The organism is Pseudomonas silesiensis (assembly GCF_001661075.1).
In the GTDB taxonomy this organism is placed as follows: domain Bacteria; phylum Pseudomonadota; class Gammaproteobacteria; order Pseudomonadales; family Pseudomonadaceae; genus Aquipseudomonas; species Aquipseudomonas silesiensis.
The window spans coordinates 4,455,379-4,471,384 of the sequence record NZ_CP014870.1 but is presented as its reverse complement, the minus strand read 5'-3'; the positions used below and the strand labels follow the sequence as shown (position 1 = coordinate 4,471,384).

Genomic DNA, 16,006 nt, shown 5'->3' with positions numbered 1-16,006 from the left:
TCTAAAGTGCTTTCGATCTACAACACGCTCACCAAGAGCAAAGAAGTCTTCAAGCCCCTGGATGGCAACAAGGTGCGCATGTACGTCTGCGGGATGACCGTGTACGACTACTGCCACCTGGGCCACGGCCGCAGCATGGTCGCCTTCGACCTGGTGACCCGCTGGCTGCGCTTCAGCGGCTACGACCTGACCTACGTGCGCAACATCACCGACATCGACGACAAGATCATCAATCGCGCCCGTGAAAACGGCGAGTCGTTCGAAGCGCTGACCGAGCGCATGATCGCGGCGATGCACGAAGACGAAACGCGCCTGAACATCCAGAAGCCGGACATGGAGCCGCGCGCCACCGGGCATATCCCCGGCATGCACGCGATGATCCAGACCCTGATTGACAAGGGCTATGCCTACGCCCCGGGCAATGGCGACGTGTACTACCGCGTCGCCAAGTTCATGGGCTACGGCAAGCTGTCGCGCAAGAAGATCGAAGACCTGCGCATCGGCGCGCGGATCGAAGTCGACGAATCCAAGCAGGACCCGCTGGACTTCGTGCTGTGGAAAGGCGCCAAGCCAGGCGAACCGAGCTGGCCTTCGCCGTGGGGCGACGGTCGTCCGGGCTGGCACATCGAGTGCTCGGTGATGTCGACCTGCTGCCTGGGCGAGACCTTCGACATTCATGGCGGCGGCAGCGACCTCGAGTTCCCGCACCACGAAAACGAAATCGCCCAGAGCGAAGCGGCCACCGGTAAGACCTATGCCAACGCGTGGATGCATTGCGGCATGATTCGCATCAATGGCGAGAAGATGTCCAAGTCCTTGAACAACTTCTTCACCATCCGCGACGTGCTCGACAAGTACCACCCGGAAGTCGTGCGTTACCTGCTGGTGTCGAGCCACTACCGCAGCGCGATCAACTACTCGGAAGACAACCTCAAGGACGCCAAGGGCGCCCTCGAGCGGTTCTACCACGCGTTGAAAGGCCTGCCGAACGTGGCGCCGGCTGGCGGCGAAGCCTTTGTCGAGCGTTTCACCACGGTGATGAACGACGACTTCGGTACACCGGAAGCCTGCGCCGTGCTGTTCGAGATGGTGCGCGAGATCAACCGCCTGCGCGAGAGCGATTTGAACGCCGCCGCCGGCCTGGCTGCCCGTTTGAAAGAACTGGCCAGCGTGCTGGGTGTGTTGCAGCTTGAAGCCGACGACTTCCTGCAGGCCGGTGCCGAAGGGCGGGTCGATGCGGCTGAGGTCGATGCGCTGATCGCTGCGCGTCTGGCGGCTCGTGCGGGTAAAGACTGGGCCGAATCCGACCGAATCCGCGACCAGCTGACCGCCATGGGCGTGGTGCTGGAAGACGGCAAGGGCGGCACGACCTGGCGTCTGGCTGACTGATTGCGTTATTGGCTACAAAACAAAACCCGCCTTGTGCGGGTTTTTGTTTTTGGACGGCTCAAATGCAGCGGTGCCTCGGCTGGCTCCATCGCGGGCAAGCCCGCTCCCACAGGGATTTGTGTCGTACTCGCAATGGAGTCCACCTCGACCACTGTGGGAGCGGGCTTGCCCGCGATGGTCTTAAGCCAAGCACAGCCATTACGGCTCACTCGTCACTCAACCTGGCGCAACCGCTTGTAAAGGGTATTGCGGCTTACCCCAAGCCTACGGGCCAAATGGGAGATATTTCCCCCCACCGCCTGCAATTGCCGATTCAACGCGTCCACATCATTCAAATCCAACGCCAAGGGTTCATCCACCTCAACCGGCTCCATCTCCAGATCCACAAAAAAATCATCCGGCAAATGCTCCGGCCGCACCGGCTGTTCCTCGGCCATGGCCAGCGCCACCTGAATCACGCTGCTGACCTGCCTTAAATTCCCCGGCCACGGATGGCGGCTGAACAATTCCAGCACTTCTCGACTCAATCCGGCCCACTGCGACGGCTCACGATGCTGCTCCCACAGGCGCTTGAACAGTGCCTGCTTGTCACTGCGTTCGCGCAGGGGAGGCAGTTCCAGGGTCAAGCCACCGATCCGGTAATAAAGATCTTCACGAAACCGCCCCAACTGAACCTGCTCGCGCAGCGACCGGTTGGTCGCCGAGATAATGCGAATGTCCACCGGGAACAGCTCGCTGCTGCCCACCGGTTGCACGCAACGCTCCTGCAACACCCTCAATAACCTGGCCTGGGTCGGCAACGGCATGTCACCGATTTCATCGAGAAACAGCGTGCCTTTATCCGCCTTGCGAATCAGCCCGATGCTGCCTTTCTGATTGGCCCCGGTGAACGCGCCTTTCTCATAGCCGAACAGCTCGGATTCCACCAATTCGGCGGGGATCGCCGCACAGTTGACGGCGATGAACGATTGTTTGCTACGGGAGCTGGCCTGATGCAGGGCTTTGACGAAGACTTCCTTGCCGACCCCGGTTTCCCCATGGATCAACAGGGGTATGTCCTTTTCCAACAAGCGCTCGGCCTGGCGCACGGCTTTTTCCACGCGGCTGTCGCCAAAATGCAGGGTGCTCAGGCTGATGGCGGCAGGCGCGGTCACCGCCGGTTCAGCCACCAGCGGCGCCTGGACAGGTACTTGTTTCGGCCGTTTCAACAGGCACTGGAAGCGATTGCGTCCGGAGGCTTGCAGCGCAAAGGGTAATCCTTCGGGCTGGTTCAGCAACTCCGATAGCGACACCTTGAACAGGCTTTCGACACTGACCCGCGACAGGCTGATGCCCAGCAGGTTGTCGGCCCGGCGATTGGCGGACAGCACCTGGCCGCTCTCGTCGAAAATCAGCAGCCCGGCCCATTGGCTGTCGAGGTTGTTCAGCCCGGTGTTGAAGGTCAGTTGAAAGTGCTGGCCATGGAACAGGTTGAGGATCAGCCGATTCTCCACGGTCTGGCTCATCATCTTGACCATGCCGAGGGTGTGGGACGGCGGCAGGTAACTGTCGCTGGAGACATCGAGGACCGCGATCATCCGGCGTTCGGCATCGAAAATCGGCGCAGCGGAACCGGTCATGAAGCGGTTGGCCTTCAGGAAGTGTTCATCGTGCTCGATATGCACCGCCTGCTCGCAGGCCAGCGCGGTGCCGATCGCATTGGTGCCGCTGCAACGTTCCATCCAGCTGGCGCCGGCGCTGAAACCGCGGGTCAGGCCGGGCTCGATAAAACGCTGGGTGCCCCAGGACGTCAGCACCTGGCCCTGATTGTCGGCGAGCATGATCAGGCAATTGGAATTGCTCAGGATGTTTTCGTAATACGGCAGGACTTCCTGATGGGTGGTCTGCACCAGTGAATGCTGGCTCTCCAGCAATCGGGCGATGGCCTCGGGTGGCAACTGTTCGAACGCAGGGGCGCTCTGATGATCGAGACCGAACGCGCGGCAACGGGACCAGGAGTCCTGGATGATGGCGTCATGGGAGAGCGGCAGGGCGGGAGCGGCCATGGCAGTCGATCTCTGAATAGGCTTTTATTATTTTTATGGGATTTGCGCACAAAAACATATTTCGCGTGTGATGTCTCTGACACGCCACCTTCCTGTAGGAGCCCGGCTTGCCGGCGAAGGCGATTCCGAGGACGCCTTCGCCCAGGCCGGGCTCCTACAGGGAGCGCGAAACGGTCCATAGAGTGTTGTTCACTATTGTTCATTGTCAATCGGCGGGTTGTTCAAATGTTCAGTGAAGGCTGTTCATTTCTGTTCAGCAATGAACACGGTTCTGCCGTCCTGTGAGGAATTTTCAAACCGGATCAAAGGCTTACATTTTCTGGCACAAAACTCGCTCTATCGCTCAGGTCGCTTGACTCCAATAATAAAAAAGGCCGAGCCATGTCATTAACCCTGGAGCACGTCAGCCGCACCGTCGAAGGCCAGGCCTGGATCGACGATGCATGCCTTGATTTCGAACCCGGATCCTTCAACGTTCTGCTCGGCCGCACCCTGTCCGGCAAAACCAGCCTCATGCGCCTGATGGCCGGCCTGGACAAGCCCGACAGCGGCCGCATCCTGATGAATGGCGTCGACGTCACCCAGCGCCCGGTGCGCCTGCGCAATGTGTCGATGGTCTATCAGCAGTTCATCAACTACCCGACCATGACAGTCTTCGAGAACATTGCTTCACCCTTGCGCCAGGGCGGCGTTTCCAACGAGCTGATCCAGAGCAAGGTGCTGGAAACCGCAAAAATGCTGCGCATCGAAAAATTCCTGCAGCGCTATCCGCTGGAACTCTCCGGTGGCCAGCAACAGCGCACGGCGATGGCCAGGGCGCTGGTCAAGGACGCCGAGCTGATCCTGTTCGACGAGCCCCTGGTCAACCTCGACTACAAACTGCGCGAAGAACTGCGCCAGGAGATGCGCGAGCTGTTCAAGGCGCATCACACCATCGCCATCTACGCCACCACCGAACCCAACGAAGCCCTGGCCCTGGGCGGCACCACGACCATTCTCCATGAAGGCCGGGTGATCCAGAGCGGCAAGTCCTCCTCGGTGTATCACCAGCCGCAAACCGTGCTGGCCGCTGAATTGTTCAGCGAGCCGCCGATCAACCTGATGCCCGGCCGCATCGCCGGCAACGAGGTGAGTTTCGCCAATTTCGTGCACTTTCCGTTGAACGTGGACCTGCGGCCGGTGGGCGAGGGCGAGTTCCGCTTCGGCGTGCGGCCCAGCCACATTTCGCTGGTGCCCAGCAATGATGACGATCTGGAACTGGCGGTGACCGTCGAGGTGGCGGAGATCAGCGGTTCGGAAACTTTCCTGCACGTGCGCAACGAGCATTTCCTGTTGGTGCTGCACCTGCCCGGGGTCCATGAATACGACGTCGACGCGCCAATTCGCATCTACATACCGACCCATAAACTGTTTGTGTTCGATACCCAGGGGCGGCTGGTCCAAGCGCCCGGTCGCCGTATCGCGAGGGTTGCCTGATGGCCGAAATCCGCCTGCAGAACCTCGCCCACAGCTACATCCGCACGCCGAGCGGCCCCGACGATTACGCGATCCGCGAGATGGACCATGTCTGGGAGCAGGGCGGTGCCTACGCCTTGCTCGGGCCTTCGGGCTGCGGCAAGTCGACCTTGCTCAACATCATTTCCGGGTTGCTCAGCCCGTCCCAGGGCCAGGTGCTGTTCGACAGCAAAGTGGTCAACGCGCTGACCCCGGAGAAGCGCAATATCGCCCAGGTGTTCCAGTTTCCGGTGGTCTACGACACCATGACGGTGTACGACAACCTGGCCTTCCCGCTGCGCAACCAGGGCATGGCCGAAGCGAAGATTCACAGCAAGGTGCAGGAAATCGCCGAAGTTCTCGACCTCCAGGCACTGCTGAGCAAGAAGGCGCGCAACCTCACCGCCGACGAGAAACAGAAAGTCTCCATGGGCCGCGGGCTGGTGCGCGATGACGTGTCGGCGATCCTCTTCGATGAGCCGCTGACGGTGATCGACCCGCACCTGAAGTGGAAGCTGCGGCGCAAGCTCAAGCAGATCCACGAGCAGTTCAACATCACCATGGTCTACGTGACCCACGATCAGCTGGAGGCCTCGACCTTCGCCGACAAGATCGCGGTGATGTACGGCGGGCAGATCGTGCAATTCGGCACGCCGCGGGAACTGTTCGAGCGCCCGAGCCACACCTTTGTCGGCTATTTCATCGGCAGCCCGGGCATGAACCTGATCGAGGTCAAGCCGCAACCGGGGGGTGTCGGGTTCGCCTCGACTCACTTGCCGCTGTCCGCTGCACAGCAGCAACGCATCGCCGAGTCCGAGTGGCACACCCTGAAGGTCGGTATCCGTCCGGAGTTCGTCCACGTATGGGACGAACCCTTCGATGACGCGCTGCAGGCCCGGGTCGTACACGTCGAAGACCTGGGCACCTACAAGATCGTGACCCTGGACCTCGACGGCGCGCCGCTGAAAGTGCGCCTGGCCGAAGACAAGCCGGTGCCCGAAGGTACGGCGTACATCAGCTTCCCGGCGCAATGGTTGATGGTGTACGCCGATGACTACCTGCTGGAGGCGCAGCCATGAACAAGGTCTACAACAACAAGGCCTGGTGGCTGGTGTTGCCGGTGTTTTTGCTGGTGGCGTTCAGTGCGGTGATCCCGATGATGACCGTGGTCAACTACTCGGTGCAGGACATCTTCGACCAGTCCAGCCGCTATTTCGTCGGCGCCGACTGGTACCGCCAGGTGCTGCTCGATCCGCGCTTGCATGATTCGCTACTGCGCCAGTTCATCTACTCCGGGTGCGTGCTGCTGATCGAAATCCCCCTGGGCATCGCCATCGCCCTGACCATGCCGACCAAGGGTCGCTGGTCGTCGCTGGTGTTGATCATCCTGGCGATTCCGCTGCTGATCCCCTGGAACGTGGTCGGTACCATCTGGCAGATCTTCGGCCGGGCGGACATCGGCCTGCTCGGGGCGAGCCTCAAGGCCATGGGTATCAACTACAACTACGCGGCCAACACCATGGACGCCTGGGTCACGGTGCTGGTGATGGACGTCTGGCACTGGACGTCGTTGGTGGCGCTGTTGTGTTTCTCCGGACTGCGGGCGATTCCGGACGTGTACTACCAGGCGGCGCGGATCGATCGGGCCTCGGCCTGGGCGGTGTTCCGGCATATCCAGCTGCCCAAGCTCAAGAGCGTGCTGCTGATCGCGGTGATGCTGCGGTTCATGGACAGCTTCATGATCTACACCGAGCCGTTCGTACTCACGGGGGGAGGGCCGGGCAATGCCACCACCTTCTTGAGTCAGACCTTGACCCAAATGGCCGTAGGGCAATTCGACCTGGGCCCGGCAGCGGCGTTCTCGCTGGTGTACTTCCTGATCATCCTGTTGGTGTCCTGGCTGTTCTACACCGCCATGACTCACGCTGACGCCAACCGCTGAGGTCTGCCATGAGCAAGAGAAAGCTTATACCCCTGCTGATCTACATCCTGTTCCTGCTGGTGCCGATCTACTGGCTGCTGAACATGTCCTTCAAGAGCAATGGCGAAATCCTCGGGGGCCTGACGCTGTTTCCCCAGGACTTCACCTTCGCCAACTACAAGGTGATCTTCACCGACCCGAGCTGGTACACCGGCTACCTCAACTCGCTGTACTACGTGAGCCTGAACACGGTGATCTCGCTGAGCGTGGCGCTGCCGGCGGCCTACGCGTTCTCGCGTTATCGTTTCCTCGGTGACAAGCACCTGTTCTTCTGGCTGCTGACCAATCGCATGGCACCGCCGGCGGTCTTTCTGCTGCCGTTCTTCCAGCTGTATTCCTCGATCGGTCTGTTCGATACGCACATCGCGGTGGCGTTGGCTCATTGTCTGTTCAACGTGCCATTGGCGGTGTGGATTCTCGAAGGCTTCATGTCCGGAGTGCCCAAGGAAATCGACGAAACCGCCTACATCGACGGCTACAGTTTCCCCAAGTTCTTCGTCAAGACTTTCGTCCCGTTGATCGGCTCCGGAATCGGTGTCACGGCGTTTTTCTGCTTCATGTTTTCCTGGGTCGAACTGCTGCTGGCGCGAACCCTGACCTCGGTGAACGCCAAGCCCATCGCCGCGGTGATGACGCGCACGGTCTCGGCGTCGGGCATCGACTGGGGCGTGCTGGCAGCGGCAGGGGTGTTGACCATCCTGCCGGGCATGCTGGTGATCTGGTTTGTTCGCAACCACGTGGCCAAGGGCTTTGCCCTGGGCCGGGTATGAGGAACTGATGATGGAATGGATGAGTTGGACCGTCCCCACCGCGGCGTTCTTCTGCGCCATTGCCTTGATCCTGGTGGGCATGACGACCTGGGAACTACGTTCGCCGAGTGTCCCTCGGCGGGGTTTCTTGCCGATTGCCACCACCCGTGGCGATCGGTTGTTTATCGGTCTTCTCGGCAGCGCCTACCTGCATCTGCTGGTAATCGGCGCTACCGAATGGAGCATCTGGGTCGCGTTCGCGGTGTCCCTGGTGTGGCTGTTGGCTGTGATGCGTTGGGGCTAGTCGAAATCGATCGGCAACGTTGCTCCGAAACCTAAACAGGAGGTCTCTATGTTCGACAAAAACAATAAGCTGCGACATAGCGTTTCATTGGCAGCCATGCTGGCACTCAGCGGTTTGAGCGCTGCGGCCTGGGCCGATGCCTATGAAGACGCCGCCAAAAAATGGATAGGCAGCGAGTTCAAACCGTCCACCCTCACGCCAGAGCAGCAGCTCGCGGAGTTGAAGTGGTTCATCAAGGCCGCCGAGCCGTTTCGCGGGATGAACATCAAGGTGGTCTCGGAAACCATCGCGACCCACGAATATGAATCAAAAGTGCTGGCCAAGGCCTTTACCGAGATCACCGGGATCAAGCTGACCCACGACCTGCTGCAGGAAGGCGACGTGGTGGAAAAGCTGCAGACCCAGATGCAATCGGACAAGAACATCTATGACGGCTGGGTCAACGACTCGGACCTGATCGGCACGCACTTTCGCTACGGCAAGACCGAATCGATCACCGACCTGATGGCCAACGAAGGCAAGAACTTCACCTCGCCGACCCTGGACATCAAGGACTTCATCGGCATTTCCTTCACCACCGCACCGGACGGCAAGATCTACCAGCTCCCCGACCAACAGTTCGCCAACCTCTACTGGTTCCGCGCCGACTGGTTCGAGCGGGCGGACCTGAAGGCGAAATTCAAGGAAAAGTACGGCTACGAATTGGGCGTACCGGTGAACTGGTCGGCCTATGAAGACATCGCCAAATTCTTCAGCGAGGACGTCAAGGAAATCGACGGCAAACGCATTTACGGGCACATGGACTACGGCAAGAAAGATCCGTCCCTGGGCTGGCGCTTCACCGATGCCTGGTTCTCCATGGCCGGCGCCGGCGACAAGGGCATCCCCAACGGCTTGCCGGTGGACGAGTGGGGCATCCGCGTCGAGGACTGCCATCCAGTCGGCTCCAGCGTGACCCGCGGCGGCGACACCAACGGCCCGGCGGCGGTGTATGCCACCACCAAATACGTCGACTGGCTCAAGAAGTATGCCCCGCCGGAAGCGGCAGGCATGACCTTCTCCGAGTCCGGCCCGGTGCCGTCCCAAGGCAACATCGCCCAGCAGATCTTCTGGTACACCGCGTTTACCGCCGACATGACCAAACCGGGCCTGCCGGTGATGAACACCGACGGCACCCCGAAATGGCGCATGGCGCCCTCGCCGAAAGGTCCGTATTGGGAAGAGGGCATGAAACTCGGTTATCAGGACGCCGGTTCCTGGACCTTCCTCAAATCCACGCCCGAGAAGCAAAGACTGGCGGCCTGGCTGTACGCGCAGTTCGTGACCTCCAAAACCGTCTCCCTGAAGAAAACCATCGTCGGCCTGACCCCGATCCGCGAATCGGACATCAACTCCCAAGCCATGACCGACCTGGCACCGAAACTCGGCGGCCTGGTCGAGTTCTACCGCAGCCCGGCCCGGGTGCAGTGGACCCCGACCGGGACCAACGTGCCCGACTATCCGCGCCTGGCGCAACTGTGGTGGAGCCACATCGCCGAAGCCGCCAGCGGCGAGAAGACCCCGCAACAGGCGCTGGACGGCCTGGCCAAGGATCAGGACGCGATCCTGACCCGACTGGAACGCTCCAAGGCGCAAGCGACCTGTGCACCGAAAATGAATCCTGAGCGGGATGCGCAGTATTGGTTCGATCAGCCAGGCGCTCCGAAGCCGAAACTGGCGAACGAGAAGCCTAAAGGTGAAACCGTGAGTTATACCGAGCTGTTGAAATCGTGGGAGGCGGCGCGTAAGTAACGGCTGGACCTTGAAATACGAACGGCACCGGAAGGTGCCGTTTTTGTTTGTGCCTGTGCCACCGCTTGCGCCAGCAAGCCGGCTCCTACAGGTTTTGCGTCTGTCACACTGGGTGCTAACACCACAGATCCCTGTGGGAGCTGGCTTGCCAGCGAAGTGGCCATCCCGGAAACAAAGCTCTCCAGCCTGAAACACTCACGATGACGACAGACCACCTGCGCCTGCTCCACCGCCATCGCGGGCAAGCCCGCTCCCACAAGTTTTGATCGACTGTGGGTTGGGTACTTGAGGAAACTATGCTCTTCAGGCTTGAGGCTTATTAAGCCGACCATCCAGGCCGAAAGGCTCTTGCAGCACCAGCTCGTACAAGCCATTAGCCATTTGCGGGTTCATCAGCAAATTCCAGCTATGCGGCGACACGCTGGAAGGCACCAATACAAAGGGGTGCTGGTTCAGCAGGTCAGCACCGAACTGCTGCTGGCTGCGGCTAGGCGTGCCGGGCACCAACCAATGAGGGTTTGCAATACCGTCGGGCTGCACCACATAAATCCTCGACGGGTCCAGCACTCGGGCCTGCGTCAGGCGATGGGGCTTGCAATCCAACGCATCGAAATCCTTGTGTACGGCCACCTCAAGAATGGCCGTAGAGGCATCCAGGCTGGCATAAACCGTGGCCATGCCTTTAGGGTTCCAGCGTCCACCCACCTTTTCTGCTCCCACACCCAAATGCCAGGTGGGGGCATACTCAGCAGCGTCAAGGCGCCAGAAGTGAATCTCGCTGCTCAAAGGGTCTTTAGCCATCAATAGACCCCGTACTCGATGCGCGTCAGAAAGTCAGTCACCAGCTCATAACCCACCGAGTTGGATATCAAATCAATGGGCATCTCACCATCCAGGCCGCGAGCAGGTTTGACCATCCATTGCTCGGCCAGCTCACGCGAGCCCAACACATCGGTGGCCTTCTCCAACACCTCAGCATAATAGAGTGCGCGCGTGCTTTGCTCGGAGGTCAAGACTTCTTCCGGGGATTTCAACCGTCGGGCCAGCGTGCGATCAGATGCGCCCACGATCCTCGACAGCACGCCATACCGTTTGTAAACGTCACTGTGTTCAATCATGTCAATCACCGACTGAAGCGGGAAACCGTTTCTTACGGCCCTGTAAATCTCCATACGATCATCACTCACGTCGCCGTGGAGCAATATCGCAACCATGTGTGTGGCGCGAGGTGTATCAGTCAATGCCACCGCAGGCTGGTTGTTTTTCAAAAGCGCCAAGGCCGCTTCAGCGTTGCGCGATTTAGCTGTACCGACCCGATCAACTTTTGTGTGGGCCCCATCGGTTGGTTCGATTTTCTTCTTGGCACTCATGGTAGCCTCCGGCGCTAAGACTTTTGGCATTTACTATAATGCCAAATGGCAGAGAGCACCTAGCTCTTCATTGGCCAGCATTGAGAACCCCAATGCTTGCCAATGAAGTGCTACAACAAATACTGAACACAGTTTTGCGTCGTCACCATGGGTGCGAACACCACAGATCCCTGTAGGAGCTGGCTTGCCAGCGAAGAGGCCATCCCGGACCACAAAGCTCTCCAGCCCTTGGCACGGACTAGTCCGCCAATGGTGCGCTGCGACCGATAGTCAGTCGAAGCCATTGCGGCCGGGACTATTCAATGGGGTCAAGCCGATCCAGCGCCCGGTTTACCGCCAGCTCACCCAGCATGATGACTTGCGCGATGCCCAATAGGGTATTGCGCCTGGGCCCATCCGTGTGGTCCGCCAAATCCATCGTCATGACATTGGCCGAGGCCAGCGACTCGCAAGCATGGGCCAGCAGGGTTCCGGTATCGAGTTCCGGGTTGACGATGAACATGGTTCCGGGAGTGCGCGGGTTTTCCATGATGGGGACGTCCGGCTTTAGGTGATAGTCGAGGGTGCGCTCGGCGGTGTCGTGAGGTTCTTTTGATTCGAGGGTTTCGTACGGGGATGCCGGATCGCTGTCCGGCGGATTGGGTGTGACCTTGAACATAGATGGAACTCCGATGCTATTTAAAAGGAATCACATCCTCGCTACCAAACGAAGGCGGTGACCATACGAAGGTTGGTAGACCGGGCATCGTAACCGGCGCCCCCGAAGGAGCCCTGCGCATGGCCACCATAAAAACACCGCCCAAACACTGGACAGTAAAGGGTGACGCTATGCGTCGATGCTACGGGTCTACCAAACCCGATCACTGTTTTTCAGTGACCGGCAAACGATAGAACCCATACCCAAGACGCACAAGCCGGCGGATTCTGTCTTACCTGTAGGTAACGCCGCAAGGTGTTGTGGCTTTTCACGAAGTAATTTTCGAAGCGATTAAACATGAGTGTTTAAATTTCTTTGAGCGCCGCTCAGGTCAGTAGGGTTTTCACACAGTCCAGGAAGATGTCGTTGTTTAGTCTATCCATCGGGCTGCGCTCGCTCGTGAAAGAAACAACACAGACACCGCGCTTACATTTTAAAGAAAAGTTACATTTTGAAACTTCCGCTGTAGGAAATTGGTTGTTTGTTATTACGAAAATTCCTATTCGTTCATTTGACTATGCCATTGGATTGCTTTCAGCACGCGTTCCACCGTCTTATTCGTCGTCGCCCAATATTCTCAATCTACGGTCGAAAACACCGTGGGCTAAGTCGCATGAAAATGGAGAAGTACATCAATGAATGAAGGTTATTTCATTGGCTTGAATGACAAGACCACCTGCGGTGGCAAAGTCCTGGATGGCGATACCAGAGTCATGATGTATGGCCTGGCTCATGCTCGCGAAGGCGATCGAGTCACCTGTGGAGAGGACGGCGAGACTTATCGAATCGTCGGTGGCGTTTCGCACATAATCAGTCATGGCAAGCACGTGGCTGGCACGCTGGACAGCTACAGCAATTGTCCCTGTAAAGCACAACTGATCCCTTCGGTATTCACGGCAACCTATCAGAATGAAGCACGCCCCGCGCGGAATGCCACACATCGCGCCGCTCAACCGAACTCTCCTGTGGCGGCACGGCATTCGGTAGCGCCGCGTCAATCTGGTTTCGTCCCTTCAAGCCCTCCAGCACCAACGGTATTCAACAGCGCAGAGCCCCAGGAACCAGGCTTCTATGTCGTGCCCAAAAGCATGACCCGCGAAGCATTGGAAGCGACGCTATTCCCCGCGCGCGACCCGGCCGTGATGAGCAAGTTTCAGGCGCTCAACCCCCGGTCAGGCGACATCAAAGCAGGTTCGCTGATCGTGCTGAGCGATCCTGATAACACCTCCTGCACCTATCAGGAAGCGCTGCTGATGCAGACTGCTCAACAGGTCAAGGCTGACCTCGATCCCCTGACACCGGAGGAAGCCGATTTCATGTTTCGCCACGCGGCTGAAATCGCCAGTTATACGGGCCCAATCTCGACTTGGCTTGGCGTTAGCGCGGTGGTAATGGAAAAACACCTCGCCAGCCTGCGAGACGTCCTTCAAGACATCGAGCGCCTGCATCAGGACAATTATCGCCAGCATGGCCACCTGCGATCGCCACCGTTCTTCGCCGAACGCCAACGCTTGCTTGCGCAGCTGAATGCCCACCTGCTCAACTCCACTCGCCTGCGTGGCCAGACGACCTTGGGCGATCACCCCAAGTTGAAAACGGCGCTCGGCATTTCCAGTCGCAGCCTGGTGCACCACTGGGACAAGGCTGGGGCGCCGGGGCAGATACCGGGTTATGCGACTCATGTGAATACGATCAGTCGGGCAGCGAAGTATATGAGCACCGGTGGTTACATCGGCATTGGCATTGGTGGAGTTTCTTCTCTATTGGCCATTCAGGAGGTTTGTGTTGGCGACTCAGGAACTGCTTGCGAGAGGATCAGATTTACTGAAGGGGGAAAATTTGTTGGGTCAACTTTTGGTGGGATAGCGGGAGGGGCGGGCGCTCCTCTGGTTGGTGGTTCTATTTGCCTAGCGCTTGCCGCTACCACGGCCATTGGAGGTGTTGTATGTACTGCGGCTTTGGTCGGGGTTGGCGCGTGGGGAGGGGCCGAGTTTGGCGGTAGGGGGGGAGAATTCGCGGGCGAGAAAATTTTCGAAGTTAAACGGCCATGACCAGTATCGATTCCTGGTCTCCTTGGGTTGCAATCATCGTTACTGGCGGCCCAATCCTGCTGGCCTGTGTAAGCATTGTATTCAATCTTTATCTGAGCCGCCGTCATCTTGATGCCATGATGGAAGCCATGAAAAACAGTCGCTACATGTATATTTGGGGGACGGCGTGGCGGAGGCAAAGCTGGTTTGGAGGCTTCGTACTGATCAATAAAATTGCCGCGATGGTGGTGTGGCCAAAGGCGTATATCCGTTATGGTGAGGTGGCCTATATGGATATCGAAAACTTTCCGCTTCACCTAAAACGTCTTCTAACAGTTTATGTAGTGATCTTGCTTGTTTCTCTATCTTGGATGGCGATTGCAGTCATGCTGTTGAATTGTAGGTGACTCGATGCGCGCCGACTCGCCCCCCGGCATTTCCAGTCGAAGCCTGGTGCACCACTGGGACAAGGCTGGTGCGCCGGGGCAGATACCTGGGTATTCCAACCAGGTGAATGCGGCCAGTCGGGCTTCGCGAGTAACTCGCACATTGGATTAACTGCGAATACAAGTTTGTGAGCCATGTAAATCAAGCGTGGGGGTAAGCCAGTGTTTAAGTATTTATTAAGGATTGCCTTTGATCACATCCCATCCTGATTTTGTGTTCCTTACTTCATGGGTAGTCGTGCTTCTACTCATGTTCCTCAGCGAGGTAATCGTGCTGTTTACAGCCTGTTTTCGACTAGAACAAATGGAAGATCATTTTATTGCTTCGCATCTTGTGAGCATCAATCGAAAAATAGTAGGAAATGGGCCATTGGGGCGAGTCAATAGGGTAAGGCTGATAGGAGCATTAACGGGCCGTTTCACTCTTTTTCAAATGCTGGATCCCTATGCATTCATGGAGGCCGAAATCTTTCCGGAGCACCTGAAAAAATGGGTGAAGATACCGGGATGCATCATGCGGATCGCTCTAGCTGGCGCAGCTTTGCTCACGCTGTGGTTCAGTTTCGAGTGGCTATGTACGACCGTATCCAAACCGGCAAACGACTTGAAAATGCTCTGCATTGCCATATTGATAACGTGTTTTGTCTTGGGTCTGCTGGCTGTGCTCGTACGGGTATACATCAGTTTTTTCAAACTGGATGAGCTTGAGTCTCTTCTGAACAACTCCTACTTCGTTGCCCGCAACCGTCGAGTGATGGGGAGCAGCTTGTATGGCCGCTACTGTCGCTTGTCCCACATTTCGACCATGCTTTTGTTGGACGATGATTTTTTGTCGAAAAGTGATCCATATGCAATGGATGACATCGCTCGCTTTCCCTTATCTCTGCGACGACTAGTCAATATTCCCAATCGGATGCTCGCCTATTCAGTCGTTGGCTTTTGCGTGTTATTCCTCTGCGGAAATCTCTTCGGAATAATTGGCTAGAAGGAACAAAAATAGCCCTAGTCAATTTTTAGTCTCCTGCCGGATGGAGCGGGCTCGCGAAGAGGCCATCCCTCACGACAGAGATCCCCCGCCTGAAACCTCAGTGCATCGCACTCTCAATCGCAGGAAACCCCAGCCGAAACTCCGTCATCGTCCCCGGGGGACATTGTTGCAATCTGCGGATAACGCCAAGGTGATGGGGTCATTACAATTTCGTCATGTGCGTGTGGTACAGCCTCTACCGCTCAGGTCAGGGCGGCGAGCTGCTCGATGGTTTGTGGAAAGCGTTCAACCAGGCGGATCAGTGTCGTGGCTTGGGCATTTGGCGTTGCCCGTCCCTGTTCCCAGTTTTCGAGGGTTCGGGTGTTGGTGCGCAGATACATGGCGAACACCGACCGGGAAAGGTTGAGTTGTTGGCGGATGGCTACCACTTCCTCGGCAGTGATGGGTACCAGTTTTGGCAGCTGAACCTTGTGGGTCCGCAGCGTGATCTTGCCTTGGCGCTCGTCGGCCAAGGCTTCGAGGCCTTCCATCAGCTCGGAAAAAATGTCACGTTTCATTGTGGATTCTCGTGTTGATTTCTCTATCCAGCGTTTGGTCTCCAAGGTAGTACCAAGCGCTTGATTCTGGCTGTAGGACGAAACGGACAATTCGGCGAGAGCTTACGGGGATTGCAGAAGGAGGGCAGGGCAGCAGTAACAAATCCCACAAACGCAAAAACGGCA

Annotated in this window: 15 protein-coding genes; 10 read left to right on the top strand and 5 right to left on the bottom strand. The window is 57.9% G+C overall.

From position 1 onward, the window contains the following. Positions 1 to 6: 6 nt before the first annotated feature. Positions 7 to 1,389 (top strand): cysteine--tRNA ligase, encoded by a 1,383-nt coding sequence (gene cysS, locus PMA3_RS19810; protein ID WP_064678765.1) that lies wholly within the window; start codon positions 7 to 9, stop codon positions 1,387 to 1,389. Positions 1,390 to 1,601: 212 nt separating this feature from the next. On the opposite strand, the gene PMA3_RS19805 is transcribed toward cysS, so the two are convergent. Further along, the gene (locus PMA3_RS19805; RefSeq protein WP_064678764.1) at positions 1,602 to 3,434 is read right to left on the bottom strand and encodes a sigma-54-dependent Fis family transcriptional regulator; all 1,833 of its coding nucleotides are present in this window, start codon (positions 3,432 to 3,434) and stop codon (positions 1,602 to 1,604) included. 381 nt (positions 3,435 to 3,815) lie between these two features. On the opposite strand from PMA3_RS19805, the gene PMA3_RS19800 reads away from it, so the two are divergent. From PMA3_RS19800 to PMA3_RS19775, 6 genes are read left to right on the top strand one after another with little or no spacing between them, the layout of a single operon-like run. After that, positions 3,816 to 4,910 carry an ABC transporter ATP-binding protein gene (locus PMA3_RS19800; protein WP_064678763.1) on the top strand — a complete coding sequence of 365 codons (1,095 nt, stop codon included), beginning with the start codon at positions 3,816 to 3,818 and terminating at the stop codon, positions 4,908 to 4,910. Continuing rightward, entirely contained in the window at positions 4,910 to 6,007 is a 1,098-nt protein-coding gene (locus PMA3_RS19795) for an ABC transporter ATP-binding protein (RefSeq protein WP_064678762.1), read from the top strand. The genes PMA3_RS19800 and PMA3_RS19795 overlap by 1 nt, the downstream gene beginning before the upstream one ends. Next, on the top strand, positions 6,004 to 6,870 hold the full coding sequence (locus PMA3_RS19790; RefSeq protein ID WP_064678761.1) for a carbohydrate ABC transporter permease: 867 nt from the start codon (positions 6,004 to 6,006) through the stop codon (positions 6,868 to 6,870). The genes PMA3_RS19795 and PMA3_RS19790 overlap by 4 nt, the downstream gene beginning before the upstream one ends. 8 nt (positions 6,871 to 6,878) lie before the next feature. After that, complete coding sequence (locus PMA3_RS19785) at positions 6,879 to 7,679, top strand: carbohydrate ABC transporter permease (protein WP_064678760.1); 801 nt, start codon at positions 6,879 to 6,881, stop codon at positions 7,677 to 7,679. A gap of 10 nt (positions 7,680 to 7,689) precedes the next feature. Continuing rightward, positions 7,690 to 7,962, top strand: a complete 273-nt coding sequence (locus PMA3_RS19780) for a DUF2160 domain-containing protein (RefSeq protein WP_064678759.1) — start codon at positions 7,690 to 7,692, stop codon at positions 7,960 to 7,962. A 48-nt stretch (positions 7,963 to 8,010) separates the two neighbouring features. Further along, complete coding sequence (locus PMA3_RS19775) at positions 8,011 to 9,753, top strand: ABC transporter substrate-binding protein (RefSeq protein WP_064678758.1); 1,743 nt, start codon at positions 8,011 to 8,013, stop codon at positions 9,751 to 9,753. A gap of 303 nt (positions 9,754 to 10,056) precedes the next feature. Here the strand turns inward: PMA3_RS19775 and PMA3_RS19770 are convergent, their stop codons facing one another. From PMA3_RS19770 to PMA3_RS19760, 3 genes are all read right to left on the bottom strand, one after another. Beyond that, on the bottom strand, positions 10,057 to 10,554 hold the full coding sequence (locus PMA3_RS19770; protein WP_064678757.1) for an RES family NAD+ phosphorylase: 498 nt from the start codon (positions 10,552 to 10,554) through the stop codon (positions 10,057 to 10,059). After that, complete coding sequence (parS, locus tag PMA3_RS19765) at positions 10,554 to 11,123, bottom strand: type II RES/Xre toxin-antitoxin system antitoxin (protein ID WP_064678756.1); 570 nt, start codon at positions 11,121 to 11,123, stop codon at positions 10,554 to 10,556. Before parS ends, PMA3_RS19770 begins: the two co-directional genes overlap by 1 nt. A 295-nt stretch (positions 11,124 to 11,418) precedes the next feature. After that, on the bottom strand, positions 11,419 to 11,781 hold the full coding sequence (locus PMA3_RS19760) for a DUF6124 family protein (protein ID WP_064678755.1): 363 nt from the start codon (positions 11,779 to 11,781) through the stop codon (positions 11,419 to 11,421). Positions 11,782 to 12,455: 674 nt separating this feature from the next. Here PMA3_RS19760 and PMA3_RS19750 point away from each other — a divergent pair. The 3 genes from PMA3_RS19750 (at position 12,456) to PMA3_RS19740 (ending at position 15,281) form a co-directional block, all read left to right on the top strand. Further along, the gene (locus PMA3_RS19750) at positions 12,456 to 13,871 is read left to right on the top strand and encodes a PAAR domain-containing protein (RefSeq protein WP_082930384.1); all 1,416 of its coding nucleotides are present in this window, start codon (positions 12,456 to 12,458) and stop codon (positions 13,869 to 13,871) included. Continuing rightward, the gene (locus PMA3_RS19745; protein ID WP_064678752.1) at positions 13,868 to 14,257 is read left to right on the top strand and encodes a hypothetical protein; all 390 of its coding nucleotides are present in this window, start codon (positions 13,868 to 13,870) and stop codon (positions 14,255 to 14,257) included. The genes PMA3_RS19750 and PMA3_RS19745 overlap by 4 nt, the downstream gene beginning before the upstream one ends. Before the next feature lie 229 nt (positions 14,258 to 14,486). Beyond that, positions 14,487 to 15,281: a hypothetical protein gene (locus PMA3_RS19740; RefSeq protein WP_237140656.1), complete on the top strand. Its 795-nt coding sequence runs from the start codon at positions 14,487 to 14,489 to the stop codon at positions 15,279 to 15,281. A 245-nt stretch (positions 15,282 to 15,526) separates the two neighbouring features. On the opposite strand, the gene PMA3_RS19735 is transcribed toward PMA3_RS19740, so the two are convergent. Beyond that, complete coding sequence (locus PMA3_RS19735; protein ID WP_064678751.1) at positions 15,527 to 15,841, bottom strand: helix-turn-helix domain-containing protein; 315 nt, start codon at positions 15,839 to 15,841, stop codon at positions 15,527 to 15,529. Positions 15,842 to 16,006: the final 165 nt, after the last annotated feature.

Excerpts from the sequence above, each read along its gene's own strand:
- PMA3_RS19805 (WP_064678764.1), bottom strand. The coding sequence starts at position 3,434 with ATGGCCGCTCCCGCCCTGCCGCTCTCCCATGACGCCATCATCCAGGAC.
- PMA3_RS19800 (WP_064678763.1), top strand. The coding sequence starts at position 3,816 with ATGTCATTAACCCTGGAGCACGTCAGCCGCACCGTCGAAGGCCAGGCC.
- PMA3_RS19795 (WP_064678762.1), top strand. The coding sequence starts at position 4,910 with ATGGCCGAAATCCGCCTGCAGAACCTCGCCCACAGCTACATCCGCACG.
- PMA3_RS19790 (WP_064678761.1), top strand. The coding sequence starts at position 6,004 with ATGAACAAGGTCTACAACAACAAGGCCTGGTGGCTGGTGTTGCCGGTG.
- PMA3_RS19785 (WP_064678760.1), top strand. The coding sequence starts at position 6,879 with ATGAGCAAGAGAAAGCTTATACCCCTGCTGATCTACATCCTGTTCCTG.
- PMA3_RS19780 (WP_064678759.1), top strand. The coding sequence starts at position 7,690 with ATGGAATGGATGAGTTGGACCGTCCCCACCGCGGCGTTCTTCTGCGCC.
- PMA3_RS19775 (WP_064678758.1), top strand. The coding sequence starts at position 8,011 with ATGTTCGACAAAAACAATAAGCTGCGACATAGCGTTTCATTGGCAGCC.
- PMA3_RS19770 (WP_064678757.1), bottom strand. The coding sequence starts at position 10,554 with ATGGCTAAAGACCCTTTGAGCAGCGAGATTCACTTCTGGCGCCTTGAC.
- parS (WP_064678756.1), bottom strand. The coding sequence starts at position 11,123 with ATGAGTGCCAAGAAGAAAATCGAACCAACCGATGGGGCCCACACAAAA.
- PMA3_RS19760 (WP_064678755.1), bottom strand. The coding sequence starts at position 11,781 with ATGTTCAAGGTCACACCCAATCCGCCGGACAGCGATCCGGCATCCCCG.
- PMA3_RS19750 (WP_082930384.1), top strand. The coding sequence starts at position 12,456 with ATGAATGAAGGTTATTTCATTGGCTTGAATGACAAGACCACCTGCGGT.
- PMA3_RS19745 (WP_064678752.1), top strand. The coding sequence starts at position 13,868 with ATGACCAGTATCGATTCCTGGTCTCCTTGGGTTGCAATCATCGTTACT.
- PMA3_RS19735 (WP_064678751.1), bottom strand. The coding sequence starts at position 15,841 with ATGAAACGTGACATTTTTTCCGAGCTGATGGAAGGCCTCGAAGCCTTG.